Source organism: Bradyrhizobium genosp. SA-3, from assembly GCF_004212635.1.
In the GTDB taxonomy this organism is placed as follows: domain Bacteria; phylum Pseudomonadota; class Alphaproteobacteria; order Rhizobiales; family Xanthobacteraceae; genus Bradyrhizobium.
In genome coordinates, this window is record NZ_PSRT01000058.1 from 1 (window position 1) to 20,606 (window position 20,606).

A 20,606-nucleotide genomic window follows, 5' to 3' on the forward strand; every position below is an offset into this window, starting at 1 on the left:
AAGATGAACGGCGTCGATCCGCAGGCGTGGTTGACCGATATCCTTGCCCGCATTGCCGCTCATCCGGCTCATCGGCTGGACGAGCTTCTGCCCTGGAATTGGACGCCGGCGTCAGCGATCTCCGCTCGAGCGGCATGACCACCCACGTCAACAAGGTCCATCACGTCACCACCATCACCCAGGTCGCAAAAGACCTCGGCGAAGATGAAGATTGGCTACGAGACGTCGCCAACGAAATGGAGATCGAGGACGGCGCCATTTGGGTCTTTGGCGTTGGCGAAGACGGCGTTCAAGCGTTCACTGACTTCGGCATCGAGCGCCTCATCGAGCTCATCCAAATTTATAAAGAAAATCCGCAGTTACTTAAGCGATGGCCGTCAGAATAATCCAATCAGGTTGCGGCCTACGCCGGAGGCGTACGCAGAGCCACACCAAGAGCCTGGAGGATCAACCGCCAAGCCGGTTACGGCGGCGGCATAGCAGTTCCATCTAGATTGCCTCTCGGTCGCCCCAACTAGATCGATTTGATGCCCGTCCTTGCTAAGGACCATCGGCCCGAGCGTGGGCCCCTCTGATCGTCGCCGTAGAGACATTCATCATTCATCCAAGGCGAAGCCGAGATTAACCACAAGGCGGCTGCGAGCTCGGCACCAAGCACAGCGTCCCAGTTGATGTACGTCTTCATGGCGCGGTCCCGCTTTCATTGAGAGCATGTCCCGCAACCGATGAGCAAGCGCAATGCGGGGCTAGCTGGCGGATGAATTAGGATTGCCCGTCTGCAGTGTTGGCCAATTTGAACGGCTTTGGCCGTGGTCGGGGGCATGGCCTGGATCGGGTTCCAATTTGCAGGCGAGCCGATGGCGAAGTCGATCCAACGGCCGCTCAAGGCCAACTACAATGAGACAAGACACCAACAGGCTTACCGCGACCACGACGGTATAATTGTTACTCAGAAACTGAATGATCGGGAAATGCACTAGATAGATTGGATAGGAAAGATCTCCGACAAATCGATCGATGCTGACGTCCTTGAAGGCTGAAAAGGCAACCGGAGCTACCGCCGCGGCCGCTGCAGCTGCCGCGAAGCTGTACTGAGCTGGCACATTCAAAACAAAATACCGTCCCACCACAATCAGCCCACAGATTGCGACGAGCGCTGCGGCCTTAGATTTCGAAAACGGAAGCATTTCGATCCGGCTGAATAATCGGAAACTGAGCATTCCGAGTACAAATAGAGGAAGCTCGAACGGGAAGAAGCGATAGAACCACGGATCGTGATCTAATCCGGCGTGATACGTTGCAAGTCTCGCTCCAGTGAGTATTAGAGCGACCGCACCCAAGCGGAAGCTACTAAGCCGAGTCAAATAGGGCGCTAATAAGTAAAAATACAGCTCTAGCGCCAGTGTCCACGATGGGCGCACCACCAGGTACGCGGACAGTTGAGGGGCTGTGGACTGAAAATCTGCGGTGAAGAATAGCTTGCCGTGATCCGCTCCGAGGCACAGCAATGTGTCCTGAAGAAAGATCAAGGCGTTGGACGCGAACACCAGACTGGCTGGTTGCCACCCCAGGCTAGCAATGTGATGGAAACCGTTCACGGGCCAGAACGCGAAAGCAAGCGCAGCCACTATCCAGTATGTCGGGTAAATCCGAAATGCTCGGCTAAGGTAGAATGCTCCTACGGACGCATACCGTTGCGATAGGACCATCTGCATGTAGAATCCGGAAACAACAAAAAAAACTTCAACAGCGATGGTCCCCGCCGTGAGGTGAAGCCAAGGGAATGGCGGCCTCACGTGGTCGCCGACAACGGCCAGTGCTAGAAGTAATCTCAAGAGCCCCATCTATTCACGCGATCATCGTCATGGGTCTAGGTCGCCGAGTAACCTAATGGAAGCATACGAGCCCTGGCGGGTATTGTATGCAGTTCTGAGTCTGAGCGACCGTTGAACTACCCGAATTTTTCACACGACGATGGCACAATGCCCCCGATCGAGTCCAGACGGACGAGGACGCACGGGTGCGTCTCCTGACCGCTCCAGGAGGTTTTTTGCTTTAGATCTCCATATCGGTAAATGATGATCGGCGAGCAACGGCCGTGGCTACAGCCTTCATGCTTCTCGATCAGCGCTACGGGAGCGGCGATATCGATAGGGGGAGCGCTCATGACACTCTTATCTATGAGAGTGTCAGATTGCCTACCACTTTGCGATCTCTCGCCGCGACAATTCTAAATAACGCTCTTCGCATGCATTGCCGCAAGCATGCTATGGTCATCCCAACCACTAAGCCCGGGTGGGATGTCCCACTAATACCAGCTATTGTTAATTCCGCTGATCATGGCAAATAGCTTTAGTTCTCGGCGAACGGTCGAGATCGCATACCGGTCCTTAGCAGGTTGCGGAGCGAGGGGGCATCAGCAAGCTCTAACGCGCTAAGCTACCGCAATCACTGGGCTTTTCAGCAGGCCCAGGCGAGCAGCGCTTGCCAAGACGCAAATACGTCGTTATGGACTCGAACGACACCGCGGGAAATTTTGCTATGTCAATCAGCAAACTCGACCGACGCCCGGCCGCCGATCGCGCGGGGTGAAACCGCGAACTTGGCTATATGTTCGAAGCAGACAAGTTCGAATGGATTCCAAGGCGCTGTTGGGTCGTAAAGGCTGTAAGATACAGGATCCTTCGCCTTGGTCATTGCCACTTGCCCGAGGCTATTACGAGGAACATCATGTTCAGACCCTTCACGGCTGAATGGCAGAACAGTTGCCACTTTTGGAGCTCACTCTTAATGCCACCGTCGAGCGCTATCGCCGCCTGATAGTCGCAACCCAGCGGGGCATGATCATCGACCTGTTGAAACGCTTCCCGGTGGATCCGCCCCGAAGTATCGTGGTCGGCGACGCCCAAAGCGACGTGAGGCCTCTCAGGCCGCCGGGTTAGGTAGCTATTTGTTTCCCGGACGCAATCTCGAAAGGCTTGTTAAGCTACTTTTGAAGATGGGCAAGACATAGCTATACCATTGGACCCAGAATCGCATTCCTAGCCTGCTCCATTCTGTAGCGTATGAACATTGTCGCGCTGCTCAGTGGATTTTTGCAAGCCGCTGGGCTATCCCGAGTGGGGTTAGTGACCTGCACCTACCGGTCCGGGCGGAGACATATAGTATGACAAGGAATGAGAGAGAGAGGCGGGTCGCTCTGATCACCGGAATTACGGGGCAGGACGGCGCCTATTTGGCCGAGTACCTGCTGTCGCTCGGCTACACCGTCCATGGTATCAAACGGCGTTCGTCCTCGTTCAACACCGCGCGCGTTGACCATCTATATCAGGACCCGCATGTCGGAAACGTGCCGTTCCAAATGCATTACGGCGACATGACGGATTCGACCAATCTGATCCGCCTGGTGCAGCAGATCCAGCCGACCGAGATCTACAATCTCGCCGCCCAGAGCCACGTTGCGGTCAGTTTCGAGAGCCCGGAATACACCGCCAATGCCGACGCGATCGGCGTGCTGCGGCTCTTGGAAGCGATCCGCATCCTCGGCATGGAAAAGGAGACGCGGTTCTACCAAGCCTCGACGTCCGAGCTCTATGGCTTGGTGCAGGAGATTCCACAGAAGGAAACCACCCCGTTCTATCCGCGCTCGCCTTACGGCGTGGCAAAGCTCTACGGTTACTGGATCACGGTGAACTACCGCGAAGCCTACAGCATGTTCGCAAGCAACGGCATCCTGTTCAACCATGAGAGCCCGATCCGCGGCGAGACGTTTGTCACCCGCAAGATCACCCGCGGCGTCGCCCGCATCGAAGTCGGTTTAGACAGCACACTCTATCTCGGCAATCTCGAAGCCAAGCGCGACTGGGGCCATGCGAAGGACTACGTCGAGGGCATGCATATGATCCTGCAGGCCAACAAGCCCGACGATTTCGTGCTCGCCACCGGCGAGACGCGCTCGGTGCGCGAGATGGTCGAGCTGTCGTTCGCGCATGTCGGCCGGCACATCGAATGGCGAGGCAAGGGCGTCGACGAGACCGGCATTGATGCAAAGAGTGGCACGACCGTCGTGAAGATCGACCCGACTTACTTCCGGCCGACCGAGGTCGACCTCCTGATTGGCGATGCCAGCAAGGCGCGTCAGGTCCTCGGCTGGAAGCCGAAGCGAACCTTTGCCCAACTCGTCGAGGAGATGATGGCGAGCGATCTGGCGGAAGCAAAACGGGACGCGGCCCATGGCAAGCACGTCGTTTGAGCTGAAGGGCAAGAGCGTTTACGTCGCCGGCCATCGCGGCATGGTCGGTAGCGCGCTAGTACGCCGGCTGGCGCAGGAAGACATCAAGCTCGTCACCGTGGACCGGCGCGAGGTCGATCTCTGCAACCAGGCGGCCGTGTTCGACTGGTTTGCGAAGGTCCGGCCGCAGGTCGTGTTTCTCGCCGCGGCAAAAGTCGGCGGCATCGTCGCCAACAACTCGCTGCGCGCCGAGTTCATCTACGACAACATCGCGATTGCGGCCAACGTGATCCATGCTGCGCATCAGAGCGGTGCCGAGAAGCTGATGTTTCTGGGCTCCTCCTGCATCTATCCGAAGCTGGCGCCTCAGCCGCTCCGCGAGAATTCCATGCTAACCGGCCCGCTGGAGCCGACCAACGAGCCCTATGCGATTGCTAAGATCGCCGGCATCAAGATGGTGGAGGCCTATCGCAGCCAGTACGGCAGCGACTTCATCAGCGTAATGCCAACCAACCTCTACGGCCCCAGCGACAATTATCATCCCGAACTGAGCCACGTGGTGCCTGCCCTGATCCGGCGCTTTCATGAGGCGAAGGTCGCGGGCGCGCAGAGCGTCTTGGTCTGGGGCACCGGGACGCCGCGGCGCGAGTTCCTTTATGTCGACGACATGGCGGATGCCTGCGTGCATCTGATGAAGACCTATTCCGGTGCGGAGCTGATCAACATCGGCACCGGCGCAGACATCACCATCGGCGAATTTGCGCGTGTCGTGGCTGAAGTCGTCGGTTACGGCGGCGAGATCCGTTTCGACACCTCGCGTCCCGATGGCACACCGCGCAAGCTGCTCGACGTCAGTCGTCTTGAAAAGCTCGGTTGGCGCGCAACCACCTCGCTGGAGGATGGAATTCGGCGCGCCTACCGTGCGTACCTGACGGAGCACGCCGACACGCTTTCAGAGCCCCAGAATTGAGTGGCGAAGATCAATCTACCATGGACAAGCCCGCAACGCTGATCATCGCAGCACAATTCTATCCGCCAGATAGGAGCACGACAGCAGTCTATGTCGGCAGGATCGCTGACGCCCTTGCGGCGGATCACCAGGTGGTCGTCATTTCCGCAACGCCCGGTTCAAGCGGCGCGAATCCTCCCGGCAAACCGGCCGTCATCGAAGTCGGCACCTGGAATCCGCCCAAGTCCGCGCTAGTGCGACGCGCCGTAGCCATCTGTCTGCTCGCGGTCCGGATGTTCTTTTCCGTTCTTAGGCGCGCAAGGCGGGAAGATCTCGTCTTCTGCGTCACGACACCCTTCACTCTGCCCTATACTGTGCTCTTGGCAGCGAAACTGAGAGGTGCGGCCACGATGCTCCTTGTCTACGACCTCTATCCTGAGGCGCTTGAGGCGGCCGGCATGGTACAGCCCAACTCGCTTGCGGTCCGTCTGATTCGCTTCGCCAACACCCTTATGTTTAAGCGCCTGGACGCCATTGTCGTCATTGGACGGGATGTCCCTCCTCTCATCCAGAAGTATCGAGGTGTCGATGCCGGCAAGCTTCACTACATTCCCAACTGGGCGCTAGTTCCGATCGGATACCGGGAGATCGCTCGCGCCAGTCGATTCCGCGCGCCTGATGCGTCACGGTTCATCGTTGGCCTTTCGGGCAATCTCGGCTTCACCCACGATCCTGCGACAGTCTTCGAGGCGGCCCGGCTGCTGCGGGACGATAAGGATATCCACTTCATCCTCTCGGGATGGGGCGTTGGCTGGAAGGACCTTAACGATCTGTTCGCGAAGGACAGACTCGAGAACGTCACGATCCTGAAGCCTGTCGCCGAGGATGAGCTCGTCGAGTTCCTGTCCGCCGCCGATCTCTGGATCATCCCTTATCGTCGCAACGTGGCTGGCGTTTCCATACCGAGCCGCCTCTACAACATCCTCGCCGTTGGCCGGCCGGTCATTGTAGCCTCTGAGGGAAGTTCCGAGGGAGCTCTAGTGCTCAACGAAGAGGCAATCGGATGGGTCGTTCCGCCGGAAAATCCGGCCGAGCTTGCCCGTGTCATCCGCGAAGCCGCTAGAGACCGCCAGGCCACGATAGACAAGGGAATTCGGGCAGCCGCTGTTGCCGAGAAATATTACGAAGATGTCGCGCTCGCCCGCTATCGCTCGGTCGTCAGCAGCATCAGGTAAGATTGAACTGATCGACGTCGCGCGTCGCAAGACCGCAATGCGGCTCTCAGATCCTGCCCGACAAAGCGAGCGTCGTCCATCAGCCGGTCAGCGCGAAAAACTCCTTACCAATCCTTCTTGACACGCCGCAATGGTAAAGAGCTGGCTGCCGCGGCGCGCTTGATGGCATCCGCAAAATCTTCGGCGAATTTGGCAACACGCCCTTCGACAGAGGATCCCAACTGCCTTACATGGAAGGGCTCGTCTCTCGATACAGCTTCGGCAAGGCATCCGGCGAGAGCCCCAGCATCGTCAACGCTGAAGTAGACAGCCGAGCCACCAATCTGTTCGCGGTGTACGTCCAAGTCCGATACGATCATGGGTACATTAAACGACTTCGCTTCTTCCACGGTCGTACTCCAGCCTTCAAACCGTGACGGGTTGATCAGTGCCCGGCATGCCCGGAGCAATGCGTAGACATGCGCGAGAGGAATCATCCCCAGGTAGCGAAAGTTGTCCTTAAGTCCGCGCTCCTCAACCTGTCGCATGATGCTGTTGAAGGATGTTGGGGGGTCGTCGGGCCCACCTGATACCGCAACCACAATCTTTATACCTCGCTCAGCCAAAATCGCCAGTGCATCGAGCACCAATTGGTGGTTCTTGTGCCGCCAGAACTGGTTCGGCAAATAGAAGTATCGCTCAGGCAAGTCATAAAGGCTGATAATCTCGCGAGGATTGGCTGCAAGAAGGTCATTAGTCGGGTAACTGGCGAACCTGACGACCGAGATGTGATTTGTCGCGCGCGGATAAAAGCGCCTGCAGTCCTTTAATGCACTTTCGCTGCTCAGAACGATCGCTCGTCCTGCGGCAAGCTGTGCACGAAACCCGAGCTCACGGCGCCAACGGGCCGTCGTGGAAAACAGGTGAGGCAGGCTCTTGTGCTGCAAATCCGGAAACCAGGCGACGGTCGGCAATGAAAGGCGCCAACCGAAAAACCGAGCATGCTCGAACACGACGTCAACTCTCTCCGCATCGAAAGCAGCAGCGGCGGTATGGTCTATTCCGGCAACGAGCGCACTGATCAACCCGGAATGGTCGCGTTCAAACGCCTTATGCTTTACGACTTCGACGTTTGGAATCCGCACAAAACTAGCCAGATCCTGGTCATCGTCCGAAAGGCCTGCAAATATTACAGGCTCGAGCTCGCCGGGACGGTATCTATGAAGAGCCGCGAAAAGGTTTTGGAGATAGTTAAATCCGCCTGCATGCAACCTGCGGGGAATGAATGTGAAGCCGACACGGAGGGGCGGCCGAGTCAAAGAAATTGCTCCTTGAACCAGGTGACGTAGTCGGCAATGCCCGTCCGAACGGCTATTTCCCACTCAAAGGATAATGCGTTCAGCCGGCTGGGATCAGCGACCAGGCATAGAGGATCGCCCGGTCGCGCTACACCTGAAAACTCCACCGGAATATTCAAGCCCCAGCCATGCATGACGTGTCGAGCGATATCTGCAACGGACGTTGCAATGCCCGAGCCTCCATTGATGATTTCAACTGCTTGATCCGGCGGATTGCACCCAACGTGCGCTAACAATCTCGCCACATCACGGACCTCTGTCCAATCGCGCAGCTCTCTCCCGGTACCCCCGAGTGTCAGAGTTCCACCCCCCTCGCGCAAGCGCATACAAATATCCCAAAGCAACTGCTTGCGCAAATTGGCACCGTAGACCGAAAAGAGCCGCACGATTGTGCTTTGCAAGCCGAACGTGGTTGCGTAGCTACGACTGAGCTGCTCGATTATGAGTTTATGCTGTCCATAGGGAGATACGGGCTCGGTCGTTGCGCTTTCAGAAATGCGCCCCACATGCGCGGCGCCGTAGACCGCCGCACTAGAGACGACCACAAGATGACACTCCGGCGCAGTTGTACGCAGCCACTCCAGAAGACGAGCTGCGGTTGTTACCGTGCGCGAAAAATCTTCGTAGGGCTGCGCGATGGATACTCCAACGGAAGATCCGCCGGCCAGATGGAACACAATGCTTGGTAACCCCGCTCGCACTGCCAACGCGTTAAGATTGGCAGACTCGATTTCACCGTTCAACCAATTGCGCATTCCGAGATAGTGCTTCTCAGGCTCTTCGATCGCCCCATGGCCAACGCCATGTACAGCGAGTCCTCGCTGGGCCAGCTCGCGCGTCAGATATCTTCCAATAAAGCCATTGGCACCGGTGATCCAAATGGTCATGGCAATCTCACCCCCTCTTGTCCAACTAGAAAGAGCGAATGCAATCGATAACAATTTCTTGCTGTTTCCTCGTCATCTCGGCATACATTGGAAGTGAGAGAATACTGCTTTGATCACGGTACGCATTCGGAAACTGACTCGCGCTATGCCCGAACCGCTTGTAGGCCTGAAGAAATGGCAGCGCGGTCGGATAGTTGATCGCGGTCTGCACCCCCTTGGAATTGAGATGAGCGGCTAGCGCGTCGCGTCGCGGATGACGGATGGTGTAGAGGTGATAGACGTGACTGCGGCCGAGTGCGACCTGCGGCACCTCTACATCTTCTATCTGATTGAGGCAGGCATCGTAGATCGCGGCCGCATGTTGCCTCGCCTTGGTCCAAGCAGCGAGATGCGGCAGCTTCGCGGAAAGGATCGCTGCCTGCATCCCATCGAGCCGACTGTTGATGCCCTCGATATTGTGCTGATGTTTCACGCGGCCACCATGGCGCGCTAACATGGTCATGCGCTCTGCAAGTTCAGCATCGTTGGTGACGACGGCGCCAGCATCGCCCATAGCGCCGAGATTCTTGCCGGGATAGAACGAGTAAGTCGCGGCCGCGCCGAAGGTTCCGACCATCCGGTCCTTGTAGCACGCTAGGTGCGCCTGGGCGCAGTCCTCGACGACCCACAGGCCATGCTTGCGCGCAATCGCCATGATCGCGTCCATGTCCGCGGACTGGCCGTAGAGATGCACCGGAATGATTCCGACGGTCCGCGGCGTGATCGCGGCTTCGATTGCCGCCGGGTCGATCGTGAAGGTCTCGCCGTCGGTGTCGCAGAACACGACTTGCGCGCCAGCATGCGTAATCATCGCCGATGTCGATATCCAGGAATGCGCGGTCGTGATGACCTCATCACCCGGCTTGACCCTGAGCCCCGCCATCGCGAGGTATAGTGCATCAGTGCCGTTCGCACAGGATACGCAGTGCTTGACACTTGCCGCGGCCGCAAACTCCCGCTCGAAGGCATCGACATAGGGTCCCCGGATAAAGGCGCTATCGCGTATGACCGCAGCGATGGCGCCATCGATCTCAGCCTTGATCGACTGGTACTGGAGCTCGAGATCCGCGTAAGGTACCGGCATTGGAGCTAACCTCTAGTTCTTGCCCTTAAGGAGACGCGCGGGATTTCCCGCATAGCTCCCGGCCATGGTGATATCTTTCGTGACGACCGAACCCGCCCCGATCACCACGTCATCGGCGATGGTTACGGGCATGATGGTGGCGTTTGAACCGATCGATACCCGATTTCCGATCTTCGTCGCACGCCACAATTCCCGGCGCCCGCGCGCCGGCCCCCCAGTCGAGAAGGTATCGTTGATGAACATCACGCCATGGCCGATGAAGCAATCCTCCCCGATCGACACGAGCTCGCAAACAAAAGCATGCGACTGCACACGGGTCCGCGCGCCGATCACGGCGCCAGTCTGAATCTCGGTGAAGGGCCCGACGAAGCAGTCATCCGCGATCTCGCAGCCGTAGAGATTGCAGGGCTCGACCAATTTGATGCGCTCACCGAATTTGACGTCGCGCACGCCGACCTGGTGCACTTGCGGCTTGCTGCTCACGAGAGCACTCCGAGCCGGCTCCGTCGGGGCTCGAAGCGAAGCGCAACCTCTTGCCCGGTCTCGATCGACTCGTAGAGGGCCGAAATCAGTTCGAGGCTCTTGCGGCCTTGCAGGCCGTCGACCAGCGCGGCGCTCTGATGCAATAGGCAATCCACGACATGCTGGTAATAGGCCTGATGGCCAAATCCGTAGACGTTGGGCGGATTGACTGAGAACTTCTCGACGACAACCTTATCGCTCGGCAGCGCATCAACGAAATTCCAGTGCCTGATCTGATTAACCGCGAAGCCCGCGATCTCCACAGTGCCTTTCTCCCCGAGGATGGAAAGGGATCCCTCAAGGTCCTTGGGACGAACCGCTGTTGTCGCCTCGATAATCCCCAGTGCACCGTTGCGAAATTTGAGGGTCGCCACGGCAGTGTCTTCGGTTTCGACCTTCACCAGAGCCGTCGCTGACCGGGCGTGAACGCTCACCACGTCACCGAAAAACCACTCCAGCATATCGATATGATGGCTGGCCTGATTTGTGAGCACGCCGCCGTCATAAGCCCAGGTGCCACGCCACGCGTCCTGATCGTAATAAGCCTGGTCCCGACACCATCGCACACGCACCGTGCCGAGGACGAGCCGGCCGAACCTGCCGGCGTCCAGCGCCTCGCGCGCTTTCACGACCGGGACGTTGAATCGGTTCTGCTTCACGACAAACAGCTTGACGCCGGCCTCGTCGCAGGCGCGGATCATGTCGTCAGCGTCCTGCAACCGAAGCGCCATCGGCTTCTCGACGATGACGTGCTTGCCGGCGCGCGCACAGGCGATGGCGTGCTCGGGATGCATGCCGCTCGGCGTCAGGACCGCGACGGCATCCATGTCGGTGCGCGCGAGAAACTCGTTCAAATCGTCGTAGGCCGGAACTGCAAACTTCGTCGCGACGGCGTCGGCGCGAGCTTTGATGGAATCGCAGACCGCGACCAGGCGCGCGCCCTCGATTTGACCACTCCCCAACAGCTCCGAGTGACGCTTGGCGATACGCCCGCATCCGAGCAGGCCAAACCTGATCATTGAGCGATCCTTTCCTTTGCGCCCGGTGGTAAAATCTAGGGTCGTCTATATTCGAGATACCCCTTTTAGATCAAGTCCTAGGCATGAAAAGCTGATCCACCTCGCTCCGCGCATTCCGTCAACCCGACCAACTGAATCGGAGCTCAAACTTAGTTTGCCGGACGGCCATCTCAGGATCGCTAGATCAGATTGCGGGCCACATCATTTCTATACGTCTACGCAGGCCGTCAGCAATTGCACCGCACTTGGGATCAATGGCTTCATGAACTATTTTCCCGACCTCAACAGCTCGCTTGACCGCAGATAGCGCTGGACCTGCCTTTCCATACATTCTCAAGTAGGGATTGGCTCAACAGCGCCACGCTGCAAGCCTCACAGACCGTCGACAGCGCCCAGCGTCCTCCAAGGAGGACAAACAAGATTGAGCGCCTACTTATAGGCGACAAATGTATACAGTCGACCCGGTCGATTGTCGAAACAGCTAGCAACCGATAAAGTCGCCTCAATCAGCATTCGTGGAGTCACGGCCCGCAAAAGTGAAGCAATAGGAAGCTTGCGTGAACATTTTTTGATGACCTCTTCGCGAATCCGATCAATCGTATAGGGGTAGAGATTGATGGGATTCTTGAGCGGCAAAAGAACCTCGATAGAACGGAATTTTGCTTGTCTTAGCGCGGCCAGATATCGATCCAACCGAAACGCATGTTCTCCCCCATATAGACGGTGAAGTGGATGCAGCGCAAGAAACCTAGGTAGATCCGCATCCTTGGTGATCACGTGTTCTCTTGCAGCTATCAGCAAGCCATCTGGCTTGAGCACTCGATACATCTCGCTGCATGCGTTCTCAAGGTCACGAGTGTGGTGAAGTACGGCGCGCGCGAAGACCACATCAAAGGTTGCTTCGGTGAAGGGTAGCTGCTCCGAAAATTGTTCGACGACTTCAATGCCGAGGCGGCTTTCCGCCGCGAGACTGCGGATCGCGTCAGCCCCAACAATTGCACTCGGGTCAGGCTCGAGCGCAGTGACTTCGAATCCATCGCGAGCTAAGGCATAGCTCGCTATCCCCCGACCCGCACCAACATCTAGCGCCCTGCCCGACCTACCGGACAAGAGGCGTGATATCTCTTGCCATTCGGAAGAATGGAAGTACCGCTCGGCTGCTCCGATGAGCGGATCGTCATAGAAGGCGTCCAAGACGAGCTGCTGTTGCTCCGGTTGTTTACGGAGCCAGCACACGGCGTCTTCCCAGGTACCTTTTACCGCAGCATTCATGAGTACGAGACCATAATCAATTTCACTAGACTAGTTTCTGGAAGCGATCCCATTGTCTTGTCTTGCTGTACAGACTCTTCACCATGCCGTGGCCGGCCTCCGCGATCGACAATGCCCAAGATGGATCGGACAGCAGTCGATGAACCAGCGCTGGAATCTCATCGGGGACAGAATAGGTCACCATCGTTTTTCCATCCACGAACCCTTCCGGGTAGTTGCCGGCGTCCGTCAGCAGGACCGAACCGCAACCAGTTGCTTCAAAGCAACGCATATTTCCCCGGTCGGCTCCAGCCATATCAACCGCCCCGTTCAGAACGATCCTCGCGCTCGCGAATGCCGAGTACATTTCTCGCCCGTAGAGAGGTCTCATAGCCCGCTCTGCGACTTGACGCGGGTACGCGAACTTATTCAGGAAGGGAACTAACGGAAACGCATTGGCAATACGCGTCAGTCGCCCCTGCTCGAGATGGAAGCGCGAATTTACGCCCTGGAGGTTAGCCGCCACATTCAATATCGCCGACCTCCCGATGTGATGGCGCGAAAAACCTCCAGCGAATATCAAATCCAGCGGTTTGGTCGTCTCACCCGCATATTCGCTCATTGAAGGATCGTATGCAGGCGCGAAATACGCCACTCGACATCCCCTCCGCTCCCAATCCTTCAGGATCGAGGGAAAATTGCACACGACAAGATCGTATTCGCTCAAGTCTACAATGCCCGAAGGTGCCGCACGCCAGCATACGGTTTGTCTGACACACCCCGGCATTTTTTTTACGAAATCAGACCCATATAGCATGGGATCGAGATTGTAGAAGACCTCGGCATTGTGGTGCTCGATCTGAGCAAGAAGTATCTTCGTCAAATCGCTCGTTTGGAGACCCTGCTCTCGCGCCCAGGTTGTCTGCAATCGCTCATCATCGCCGTTTGTATAAAACGCACGTGTGTCGCCCTCCAGTATCGGAGACAGAATATGCAAGGCGGCGAACCGAGTGCCCAGGAACTCTAGAATCTGCTGGCGGAATGTGTTGCGACTCGGCCTGCAACGGTAGCTTCGGAATCCGCGCGAGAGACCGTTGTTCTGGAAAATCCTCATTGCGACAGTTCGGCCTTATCACCGTTACTCAGCATTCGAATCACCCGAGCCGGATTTCCCGCAACGAGAGCATAAGGCGGAACATCTCGCGTAACAACGGAACACGCGGCAACAACAGCACCTTCCCCGATCGTCACTCCCTTCAATATTGTTACATTGAATCCTACCCACGCCTTATCGGCGATTACCACTGGCGCGTTGGGTACGTAAGACCAATCTTTTCGATTGCGCGACCATTCGCGCACGTCGTTCCGACGCAGATCCCACTCAAGGCTGTGCGAATCGTGGTCAACGATCGTTGCGCCCCAAGAAACGAGGACGTCATTTCCAATGGAAATCTGCTGAAAGCAAATGACGGTGGATAGGCCAATATACGTCCGATCGCCGATGAGAACCTTGCCCCCCCGGTTTTCAAAAATGATGTTCGCGTGGACAATAGAGCCTTCGCCGATTCCCAATCGGTTGCCGTGAACACGACGAAGCCGGCGCCAAGCCAACGAGGTTCCGTTTCCGACGGAAACCGCGCCTGACCTCCATGCCTTCCAGCCCATCAAGACATCAAGAACGCGTATCGGCAATGCAGTCGGCATTAGCTGCCCGTCCCACTGTCGAAGACGATAGGCGCAGCCTCGGCTACCTCGCCACCTTCCTCGCGCCTCAAGCGCTTGCCGATTCCAAGAAGGAGCGCGACAATCAACGGCAGTCCCAATCCGCCGGATAGAACCGAAGTTGGAAGCGCCGAGATCATTAAGTTGTAGATCCCAATGAACGCAGCGGCCAGAGCCGCCACCGCTACCGCGGTCTTTCCCTCCCTGAGAAACAACGTATCTATAGCTCGGCAGATCGCGCCCGCGGCTATGCTGTATATGACCACGCCCGCATAGGAAAAGTCGACCCATGCATCTGCAATAAACATAGCGGTCGTATGCGTCCCTTCGGCCGACCGCCATAGCCTCGCCACCACGTCGTAAGATGGGGTCCAATCCCAGTTCAACAGGGTGGCCACCCATCGAATGTTGGCTCCCCACATGTGATGAAGCCTCCAAGGGAACGCTCCAAAGTACTCCAGCAGCGCCGCGTTTGAGTAATCGAACGCTCGATAATAGAAGAACCCAAGCGCGTCCGTCGCATTCATACCCGGAATTGCCAACTGAAATATCGGAACGAAAATCAATACTGTTACCGCAAGGCCCCCGACTGCCATGCGCCAGTTCAGATTATTTCGAAACAATAGATAACCTACGAATCCGAGCTGAAGCAGAAACAAGGCGGTAGGTGCCTTATTGAGCGTCTCGAGCTTTGCCAAGAGAGTCGTCATAACGAGCAAAGCGGTCGCAACTAGCAGGGGCCACCATCGCTGCGTCCATCCTGCTAGAGCACCCCAGATTATCATCATCGGCGCGACGGAAGCCGCGATACAATTGTAAAGATAGCTTTGGCTTCCACCGTGCTGCTGGCGGTAGGCGATCTTAGCAAATTCGTCCCCCGGCACGGAGAGATATCCGAGCAGGATTTGAAGGTGGCCCTCTCGGTACGATGTCCATCCCATGAAAATCGCGAGCGCGAGGACTATGCTGAATAGCACCAACGACCTCTGTGATGATGACGTTAGCGACTGCTCGTTCCATGCCTCAAGATTTACCTGCATCTTCGAGATCGAGCTAGCCATCAACACATTTAAAATCTCTATGCCTGCAATTACAGAGATAAACATCAGTGCAATGGAAAGATTCAGACCAATGACCACCCGGTCGAAATCAACCGAATTGGAAATCAGGTAATCGACCGCCGAGATCGGCCTGCGGAACAGCATGTAGGCAATATAAGGCGGACCGTATATCAAAAATAGGAAGCAGATCAAAATCGAAGACGCAGTTATGCGAGGCTCCAATCGGTACACCAGATAGAGCGCTGCACCATAAATTGCTAAAGCGGCCACGACGTAGGCTAATGAGATGATCATGAGAACCTCGGGACCAGTCTTCGCAAAGCGTGGTTCAACCTGTAGAGGGCGGCGTTGTTTGCATAGTGCTCGTGTGGAATCGCTGGCAAAGCCATCAGGCCTTCCAGCTCCAAGAATTCAATTCCAAGCTTTTTTGCGACAAAACGCTTATCTCTCATCGCCTGCTGTTCGGATATCAAAGGAATATTTAGCTCTTGCATGGCGCGATCTCGGGTGATTTGCCCCGCAACTATTAGGGCTGAATAATGCAGCCTGCGCTTATCGAAAGAGTAGCGAGCCGGCAGATAGATCTCTTGGTAGAATTTCGTAAATCGACTTTCTTGATGCTTGCTGCCGTAATCCACGAAGCCGTAAGTCTGCACCAACAAGCGCTTGGCAGCCTCTTTGTCGTAGGGCAGATAGTTGAGTGGCTTCACTATTTGCACCTGCTTTCGGAATTTCACCAGCCAAAGATATTGCAGCGAACTCATGACTGGAAAGGTTCGCAGCGGAGTTGCGCCGTGTGCGCGATGGATCGCCCTCAGATTGCGTGCATCCATCGCTGGATAACCACCTGCAGGGATGTGAATGCTCTCACTGCTGAAGTTAACTCCGCTGAAGAAATACTTTTGATTGTACTTTTTCGCCAACTTGTAGAGGGTCGAAAAGAATGCATGATCTTGGGGCGCATCTTGATTGAGCACCGAGGCACGGAGATACGCCAGCTGGAGGTCACGCATTTCCTCCCACTCGATCACCTCGGTATGCAAATCAAGGTTTAAGTTCCTCACCAGCAACTCGATGTTTCGAACGGCAGCTTGTGTGTTCCAGCCGCCATCTACATGCACAGCTAAAAGGCGAAGACCATACTCCCTTGCCAGCAGATGCGCCACATAAGCACTGTCCACCCCGCCGCTCAACCCTATGATGGCATCATACGGCCTACTGTTCATCTCGTTTCGAACGTTAACGACGATCGCGTTTAAGCGTGCTCGACCCTCGTCGTTCGGCCACCATTCGTGAGGCTTGCGTGTAACGGCGTCACGACAGCAGTTGCACAGCCCGTTACTGTCGAAGGTGATTCCCGGATTAGTGTTGTCCATCACGCAGTATGAACACACTTGATAGCTTCGGTTGTTCTGCAGCATCAAACGCCCCTCTGCAGACCTGCATGCAGACGCTGTATCTCGCTGCCTGAAGGATAGGTGATAAGGACGGCTCGAAGGCGACCAACAAAAACGAAGGCGCTTCCAGAAGCGACAGCGCTGGCGCCTGCCGCCAGACCTTCCGTCAGATGCTGCAGCTCACCCGCGCCTCCGAGCGCAACACACGGCACCTCGATGGCGCGAGAGACTTGGGAGATTAGGGGCAGGTCGTAGCCGCCGCGCTCTCCGTCGCGATCCACATTCTGCAGCAAGATTTCACCAGCACCAGACGCTTCAGCTGCCTTTGCAAAGCTGGCAGGATCAAGATCGGTAACGATACGACAACGGTCCAGTGCGACCCGCCACGTGCCGTTCGCACGCGTGCAGTCGATACAGACCGTCACAGCTTGGGATCCGAAATCGTTGGCAAGCGCCCGGATCGCGCGCGTGTCCGCTCCCGCACGACCAAGGACCACCTTTTCAACACCCGCCGCGAATATAGGCGTCGCGTCCGCGACAGACGTCACACCGCCACCGTAACTTAACGGCATGAAGCACTCAGCCGCGAGCTCGCGAATGAAACCAACGTCCGGCCGCCTTTTCTCAACCGTTGCGTTGATATCGAGCAAGCAGATCTCATCCACCTCCTTTTCATTGAAGATGCGAATGACATTGAAGGGATCGCCGACATAGACCGGTTCACCAAAACGGCGCGTCTTCACAAGGCGCCGGCGGCTATCAAGCAGTAGAACCGGAATGACACGGGGTCTCATACTGCGGATCTCTCGACGAAATTGCTAAGAAGCTTCATGCCAAAACGGTGGCTCTTCTCGGGATGGAACTGCACTCCATAAATATTGCTGCGCTGCACAGAGCAAACAACAGGCCGGTCAAATTGGTAGGTCGCAGCGACATCGGCGGCATAGTCACATTCCATGCGATAGCTGTGGGTAAAGTAAAAGCGAAGCTCGCCGCCATCATCGAGTAACCTCGCGCTCGGCGCAGCTTCGATGTCAGCCCATCCCATGAACGGCACCTTGAGCTTGAGTGCAGGGTCGGGGCGCATTCGCACAGTGTCGGCAGGGATCCAGCCGAGTCCCTTGGTAGCTCCCTCTTCGCTGCCGCGGCCGAGCAGCTGCATGCCGAGACAAACCCCCAGCAATGGGGTTCTTTGGCCAAAAGCAGCTTTCTCGAGTGCCGGGATGAGGTTTGAATTGCGCAGCCTCTGCATGGCCGCATCGAACGCACCGACTCCAGGCAACAGCAAGTGACTAGCTTCAAGGATAGCCGACGCCTGATTAGCAATTCGTGCCTCGTAGCCGATAAACTCGAACATATTGACGAGAGCACCAGGATTTCCGACGCCGTAGTCAATGATGGTGATCATCGCAAATCCCTCCTGGCTCTCAATAAGGCGGTGGTTGTGATGGCGCCCCCCAACACGGCGCCCGACGCAATCACTGCCGCTGGTGCAAGCAGCTGTCCGAGTATGGTAAGCATGACATAGACGACCGCGCCAAGAACCCCGGCAATAGCAATCGATCTCAGCAATCCTGAGCGGGACCAACCGGCGGCACCATAGCAAATCCAGAGAAACGCGAGGTAGCTCAAGGTAAGCATCACGCTTTGCAGGGCGACGGCTTCGGTCAACGATCGCCCCGAAGCGAGCATCGCCCAAAGAGAACCGACAGAGCTGATTGCTGCAACGGCCTCGAGCCTCAGATTGAGATCCTGACGGCCAATGGAATCGAGCAGTCGATCCATCCAATTCGTCATCATGAAGAGAGACGCAGGCATCACGAGCATTGCGGAGAGCCACCCTGCGCCCTGCCATCGAGATCCGAGCACGAGCATGAAGAGCTCGTCTCCCCCAAACACGAGAAGAGCAATCCATGGGCTACTCACGATCAGGAGCCATCGCATGATCCGATCGACCTTGTCACCTTGAGAGGCAAGTCCTTCCGTCGCTGCGCGGTGAAAGAACACGGGTCTCAGAGAGGCACTGGTGAATGCGGACGGAAGATGGGTTAATCTCCAAGCTTGGCTGTAGAGTCCAACCAGCGAAGCCGTGCTGAATGCACCGACTATGAAGATAGGCGCTCGCTCGCGTAGCAAGGAAAGGACCGTGAAGGGCAGCGAGAACTGCGGGAAGCGCCTATTGCGCATCAAGACAGTCATCATCCCACTGACATCCATCGAACAGACCGGCCGCTCAGCGGACTGTTGAATGCTACGAACATAGAAAAGCGTAGCGGCTGCCTGCCCAACAACACTGCCAACGACCAGCCACACGCCGTCGCCGCTAAAGCCTCCTCCAAGCTGAACGAGATTAGCTGTGATCGCATTCAGCACAACGCCTGTCGAGATTCGAGCAAACGCCCCCTCCCGCATCAACCAGGCCTGGAGTACGACCGCGAGTCCCACGAGCGACAACCAGCCCCAACCCAAGGCTACAGGCATCGGCCCGATTCCGAGCTGTTGAATGGACTTCATGAATATGGCGGTCACGGCGCCCAGCACGAGCGACATAACACAAACGACCCCTATCGTGGCCAGGAAGAGAAGACTCGCGGGCACGGAATCACGCTCGATCACCAGAGCCAGGTCAAAGCGAAACGAGAGCAGCGAGCCCACGATTATCGCCACGGCCTGGATAGCCGCCCAGACACCGAAATCAGACGGCGAATAGAGCCGAAACAAAACAGGAACAAGCGCGATTGAAAAAGCCTGCGACGCGAGTGGACCAAATCCCGAGGCGATGAGGGACTGCGCCAGTCGATTCGACGGTCGAGGATTAGTCAAACGTGCGAACCAGATCAATGACAGCAGTTTGCTGAGCAATGGCGATCTCGGCGGACATTGACAGCGAGAGAACGCAACTTTGATAGCTATGTGCGTTCGGAAACTGCTCCGGCCGCAGGCCTGGGCGCACATCGTAGACGCTGCCTTCCTCGGTCGCGAGAGAAGTCAGCGCGACTAGTTGATTGGGCCCGGTATCGGTGCGCTCAGGTACGTTGTTACGAATGGTGGCGCGGACAGCTCCCTTGACGCTTCCGTCGCCCAGCAAATCATGATGGTTCGCTATGCGTCCACGGCCAAGTAGGCCAAACCTGATCATGCCCGCTCTTACCTCAGCCCTACAGAAGACATGGTTCCGCCACAACAAAAGGCAGCATGAAAGATAGCCTCTCCTCTAACAGCATCCACTTGTGCTAGGCAAGTGAAGTGTCTGTTTTTCCATCTATCGAAATAATCCACTCACTTGAAAATGCTACGAATTTGTTGATCTAGACAGCGGATAGGGCAATGGTGTGAGCGTAATGAATCCTCGACCACCTACCCGACGACTCATAGTCGTCGGAGGGCTCATAAGCGGGGCCGTCGGGCTCGCCTCCTATCGTCCCTCGCCGGACCCGTCTTGGGCAGAAGTAAGCGCGGCTGCTCCCTGGCCCTCCAGGGACAACGCAGCTTTGGTCGTTCATGAAAACCGAATTTGGCTGATCGGGGGCACTCCGGCGAACATACCACAGGGGCTCAGGGATTGCTGGAGCTCAGCAGACGGTCTGACCTGGACTAAGGAGCTGGATCAAGCTCCATGGAGACCGACCATTCAGTCGATGGTCGTTGCATACGCAGGACGACTTTGGCGAATGGGCGGCTTCTATCAAGATGGCAACACCTTTACGCCAGTCGCTGAAATTTGGTCATCTAAGGACGGGCGAAGCTGGTCCCGAGTGGGAGAGGCAGATTGGTCCCCACGCGGAGGCGGCGCACTCGTATCTTTTTCTGGAAGGCTTTGGCTGCTCGGCGGCACTCGCCATCCGAGAAACGAAGGCACGGAGCCAAACTTC

Annotated in this window: 21 protein-coding genes; 5 read left to right on the forward strand and 16 right to left on the reverse strand. The window is 56.7% G+C overall.

The window, feature by feature from the left end; translation table 11 throughout:
• A partial coding sequence (locus CWO91_RS21045; protein WP_130215909.1) for a transposase domain-containing protein occupies window positions 1-138 on the forward strand: 138 nt, incomplete at its 5' end.
• Window positions 135-386 carry a hypothetical protein gene (locus tag CWO91_RS21050; RefSeq protein ID WP_130215911.1) on the forward strand — a complete coding sequence of 84 codons (252 nt, stop codon included), beginning with the start codon at window positions 135-137 and terminating at the stop codon, window positions 384-386. The genes CWO91_RS21045 and CWO91_RS21050, both read left to right, overlap by 4 nt.
• 360 nt (window positions 387-746) lie before the next feature.
• On the opposite strand, the gene CWO91_RS21055 is transcribed toward CWO91_RS21050, so the two are convergent.
• Window positions 747-1,844: an acyltransferase family protein gene (locus CWO91_RS21055; RefSeq protein WP_130215913.1), complete on the reverse strand. Its 1,098-nt coding sequence runs from the start codon at window positions 1,842-1,844 to the stop codon at window positions 747-749.
• A 700-nt stretch (window positions 1,845-2,544) separates the two neighbouring features.
• Window positions 2,545-2,697: a hypothetical protein gene (locus tag CWO91_RS43105; RefSeq protein WP_165405594.1), complete on the reverse strand. Its 153-nt coding sequence runs from the start codon at window positions 2,695-2,697 to the stop codon at window positions 2,545-2,547.
• A gap of 469 nt (window positions 2,698-3,166) precedes the next feature.
• On the opposite strand from CWO91_RS43105, the gene gmd reads away from it, so the two are divergent.
• From gmd to CWO91_RS21070, 3 genes are read left to right on the forward strand one after another with little or no spacing between them, the layout of a single operon-like run.
• Window positions 3,167-4,252, forward strand: coding sequence for a GDP-mannose 4,6-dehydratase (gene gmd, locus CWO91_RS21060; RefSeq protein WP_130215915.1), 1,086 nt, complete (start codon window positions 3,167-3,169; stop codon window positions 4,250-4,252).
• The gene (gene fcl, locus CWO91_RS21065; protein WP_130215917.1) at window positions 4,233-5,201 is read left to right on the forward strand and encodes a GDP-L-fucose synthase; all 969 of its coding nucleotides are present in this window, start codon (window positions 4,233-4,235) and stop codon (window positions 5,199-5,201) included. Before gmd ends, fcl begins: the two co-directional genes overlap by 20 nt.
• A gap of 20 nt (window positions 5,202-5,221) precedes the next feature.
• The gene (locus CWO91_RS21070; RefSeq protein ID WP_130215919.1) at window positions 5,222-6,415 is read left to right on the forward strand and encodes a glycosyltransferase family 4 protein; all 1,194 of its coding nucleotides are present in this window, start codon (window positions 5,222-5,224) and stop codon (window positions 6,413-6,415) included.
• Window positions 6,416-6,519: 104 nt separating this feature from the next.
• On the opposite strand, the gene CWO91_RS21075 is transcribed toward CWO91_RS21070, so the two are convergent.
• The 14 genes from CWO91_RS21075 to CWO91_RS43110 all read right to left on the reverse strand — a co-directional run bounded on the left by CWO91_RS21075 (window position 6,520) and on the right by CWO91_RS43110 (window position 19,873).
• On the reverse strand, window positions 6,520-7,539 hold the full coding sequence (locus CWO91_RS21075) for a glycosyltransferase family 4 protein (protein ID WP_245471323.1): 1,020 nt from the start codon (window positions 7,537-7,539) through the stop codon (window positions 6,520-6,522).
• 170 nt (window positions 7,540-7,709) lie between these two features.
• Window positions 7,710-8,639: an NAD-dependent epimerase/dehydratase family protein gene (locus CWO91_RS21080; protein WP_130215922.1), complete on the reverse strand. Its 930-nt coding sequence runs from the start codon at window positions 8,637-8,639 to the stop codon at window positions 7,710-7,712.
• A 25-nt stretch (window positions 8,640-8,664) separates the two neighbouring features.
• Entirely contained in the window at window positions 8,665-9,762 is a 1,098-nt protein-coding gene (locus CWO91_RS21085; RefSeq protein ID WP_130215924.1) for a DegT/DnrJ/EryC1/StrS family aminotransferase, read from the reverse strand.
• 12 nt (window positions 9,763-9,774) lie between these two features.
• Window positions 9,775-10,245: an acyltransferase gene (locus CWO91_RS21090; protein WP_130215926.1), complete on the reverse strand. Its 471-nt coding sequence runs from the start codon at window positions 10,243-10,245 to the stop codon at window positions 9,775-9,777.
• Window positions 10,242-11,303, reverse strand: coding sequence for a Gfo/Idh/MocA family protein (locus CWO91_RS21095; RefSeq protein ID WP_130215928.1), 1,062 nt, complete (start codon window positions 11,301-11,303; stop codon window positions 10,242-10,244). Before CWO91_RS21095 ends, CWO91_RS21090 begins: the two co-directional genes overlap by 4 nt.
• Window positions 11,304-11,732: 429 nt before the next feature.
• Entirely contained in the window at window positions 11,733-12,575 is an 843-nt protein-coding gene (locus tag CWO91_RS21100; protein WP_130215930.1) for a class I SAM-dependent methyltransferase, read from the reverse strand.
• A gap of 25 nt (window positions 12,576-12,600) precedes the next feature.
• The gene (locus tag CWO91_RS21105; protein WP_130215932.1) at window positions 12,601-13,668 is read right to left on the reverse strand and encodes a glycosyltransferase; all 1,068 of its coding nucleotides are present in this window, start codon (window positions 13,666-13,668) and stop codon (window positions 12,601-12,603) included.
• A complete protein-coding gene (locus CWO91_RS45045) occupies window positions 13,665-14,258 on the reverse strand; it encodes an acyltransferase (protein ID WP_130215934.1) in 594 nt (197 codons plus the stop codon). Before CWO91_RS45045 ends, CWO91_RS21105 begins: the two co-directional genes overlap by 4 nt.
• Window positions 14,258-15,631 (reverse strand): hypothetical protein, encoded by a 1,374-nt coding sequence (locus tag CWO91_RS21115; RefSeq protein ID WP_130215936.1) that lies wholly within the window; start codon window positions 15,629-15,631, stop codon window positions 14,258-14,260. Before CWO91_RS21115 ends, CWO91_RS45045 begins: the two co-directional genes overlap by 1 nt.
• Window positions 15,628-16,758, reverse strand: coding sequence for an N-acetyl sugar amidotransferase (locus CWO91_RS21120; RefSeq protein WP_130215938.1), 1,131 nt, complete (start codon window positions 16,756-16,758; stop codon window positions 15,628-15,630). The genes CWO91_RS21115 and CWO91_RS21120 overlap by 4 nt, the downstream gene beginning before the upstream one ends.
• Window positions 16,758-17,528: a HisA/HisF-related TIM barrel protein gene (locus CWO91_RS21125; RefSeq protein ID WP_130215940.1), complete on the reverse strand. Its 771-nt coding sequence runs from the start codon at window positions 17,526-17,528 to the stop codon at window positions 16,758-16,760. Before CWO91_RS21125 ends, CWO91_RS21120 begins: the two co-directional genes overlap by 1 nt.
• The gene (gene hisH, locus CWO91_RS21130) at window positions 17,525-18,142 is read right to left on the reverse strand and encodes an imidazole glycerol phosphate synthase subunit HisH (RefSeq protein ID WP_130215942.1); all 618 of its coding nucleotides are present in this window, start codon (window positions 18,140-18,142) and stop codon (window positions 17,525-17,527) included. The genes CWO91_RS21125 and hisH overlap by 4 nt, the downstream gene beginning before the upstream one ends.
• The gene (locus CWO91_RS21135) at window positions 18,139-19,596 is read right to left on the reverse strand and encodes an oligosaccharide flippase family protein (protein ID WP_165405595.1); all 1,458 of its coding nucleotides are present in this window, start codon (window positions 19,594-19,596) and stop codon (window positions 18,139-18,141) included. Before CWO91_RS21135 ends, hisH begins: the two co-directional genes overlap by 4 nt.
• On the reverse strand, window positions 19,550-19,873 hold the full coding sequence (locus CWO91_RS43110; protein WP_165405596.1) for a hypothetical protein: 324 nt from the start codon (window positions 19,871-19,873) through the stop codon (window positions 19,550-19,552). Before CWO91_RS43110 ends, CWO91_RS21135 begins: the two co-directional genes overlap by 47 nt.
• Window positions 19,874-20,606 lie beyond the last annotated feature (733 nt).

Excerpts from the sequence above, each read along its gene's own strand:
- gmd (WP_130215915.1), top strand. The coding sequence starts at position 3,167 with ATGACAAGGAATGAGAGAGAGAGGCGGGTCGCTCTGATCACCGGAATT.
- hisH (WP_130215942.1), bottom strand. The coding sequence starts at position 18,142 with ATGATCACCATCATTGACTACGGCGTCGGAAATCCTGGTGCTCTCGTC.
- CWO91_RS43110 (WP_165405596.1), bottom strand. The coding sequence starts at position 19,873 with ATGATCAGGTTTGGCCTACTTGGCCGTGGACGCATAGCGAACCATCAT.
- CWO91_RS21120 (WP_130215938.1), bottom strand. The coding sequence starts at position 16,758 with ATGCTGCAGAACAACCGAAGCTATCAAGTGTGTTCATACTGCGTGATG.
- fcl (WP_130215917.1), top strand. The coding sequence starts at position 4,233 with ATGGCAAGCACGTCGTTTGAGCTGAAGGGCAAGAGCGTTTACGTCGCC.
- CWO91_RS21115 (WP_130215936.1), bottom strand. The coding sequence starts at position 15,631 with ATGATCATCTCATTAGCCTACGTCGTGGCCGCTTTAGCAATTTATGGT.
- CWO91_RS21105 (WP_130215932.1), bottom strand. The coding sequence starts at position 13,668 with ATGAGGATTTTCCAGAACAACGGTCTCTCGCGCGGATTCCGAAGCTAC.
- CWO91_RS21055 (WP_130215913.1), bottom strand. The coding sequence starts at position 1,844 with ATGGGGCTCTTGAGATTACTTCTAGCACTGGCCGTTGTCGGCGACCAC.
- CWO91_RS21125 (WP_130215940.1), bottom strand. The coding sequence starts at position 17,528 with ATGAGACCCCGTGTCATTCCGGTTCTACTGCTTGATAGCCGCCGGCGC.
- CWO91_RS43105 (WP_165405594.1), bottom strand. The coding sequence starts at position 2,697 with ATGACCAAGGCGAAGGATCCTGTATCTTACAGCCTTTACGACCCAACA.
- CWO91_RS21050 (WP_130215911.1), top strand. The coding sequence starts at position 135 with ATGACCACCCACGTCAACAAGGTCCATCACGTCACCACCATCACCCAG.
- CWO91_RS21095 (WP_130215928.1), bottom strand. The coding sequence starts at position 11,303 with ATGATCAGGTTTGGCCTGCTCGGATGCGGGCGTATCGCCAAGCGTCAC.
- CWO91_RS21080 (WP_130215922.1), bottom strand. The coding sequence starts at position 8,639 with ATGACCATTTGGATCACCGGTGCCAATGGCTTTATTGGAAGATATCTG.
- CWO91_RS21100 (WP_130215930.1), bottom strand. The coding sequence starts at position 12,575 with ATGAATGCTGCGGTAAAAGGTACCTGGGAAGACGCCGTGTGCTGGCTC.
- CWO91_RS21085 (WP_130215924.1), bottom strand. The coding sequence starts at position 9,762 with ATGCCGGTACCTTACGCGGATCTCGAGCTCCAGTACCAGTCGATCAAG.
- CWO91_RS21070 (WP_130215919.1), top strand. The coding sequence starts at position 5,222 with ATGGACAAGCCCGCAACGCTGATCATCGCAGCACAATTCTATCCGCCA.
- CWO91_RS45045 (WP_130215934.1), bottom strand. The coding sequence starts at position 14,258 with ATGCCGACTGCATTGCCGATACGCGTTCTTGATGTCTTGATGGGCTGG.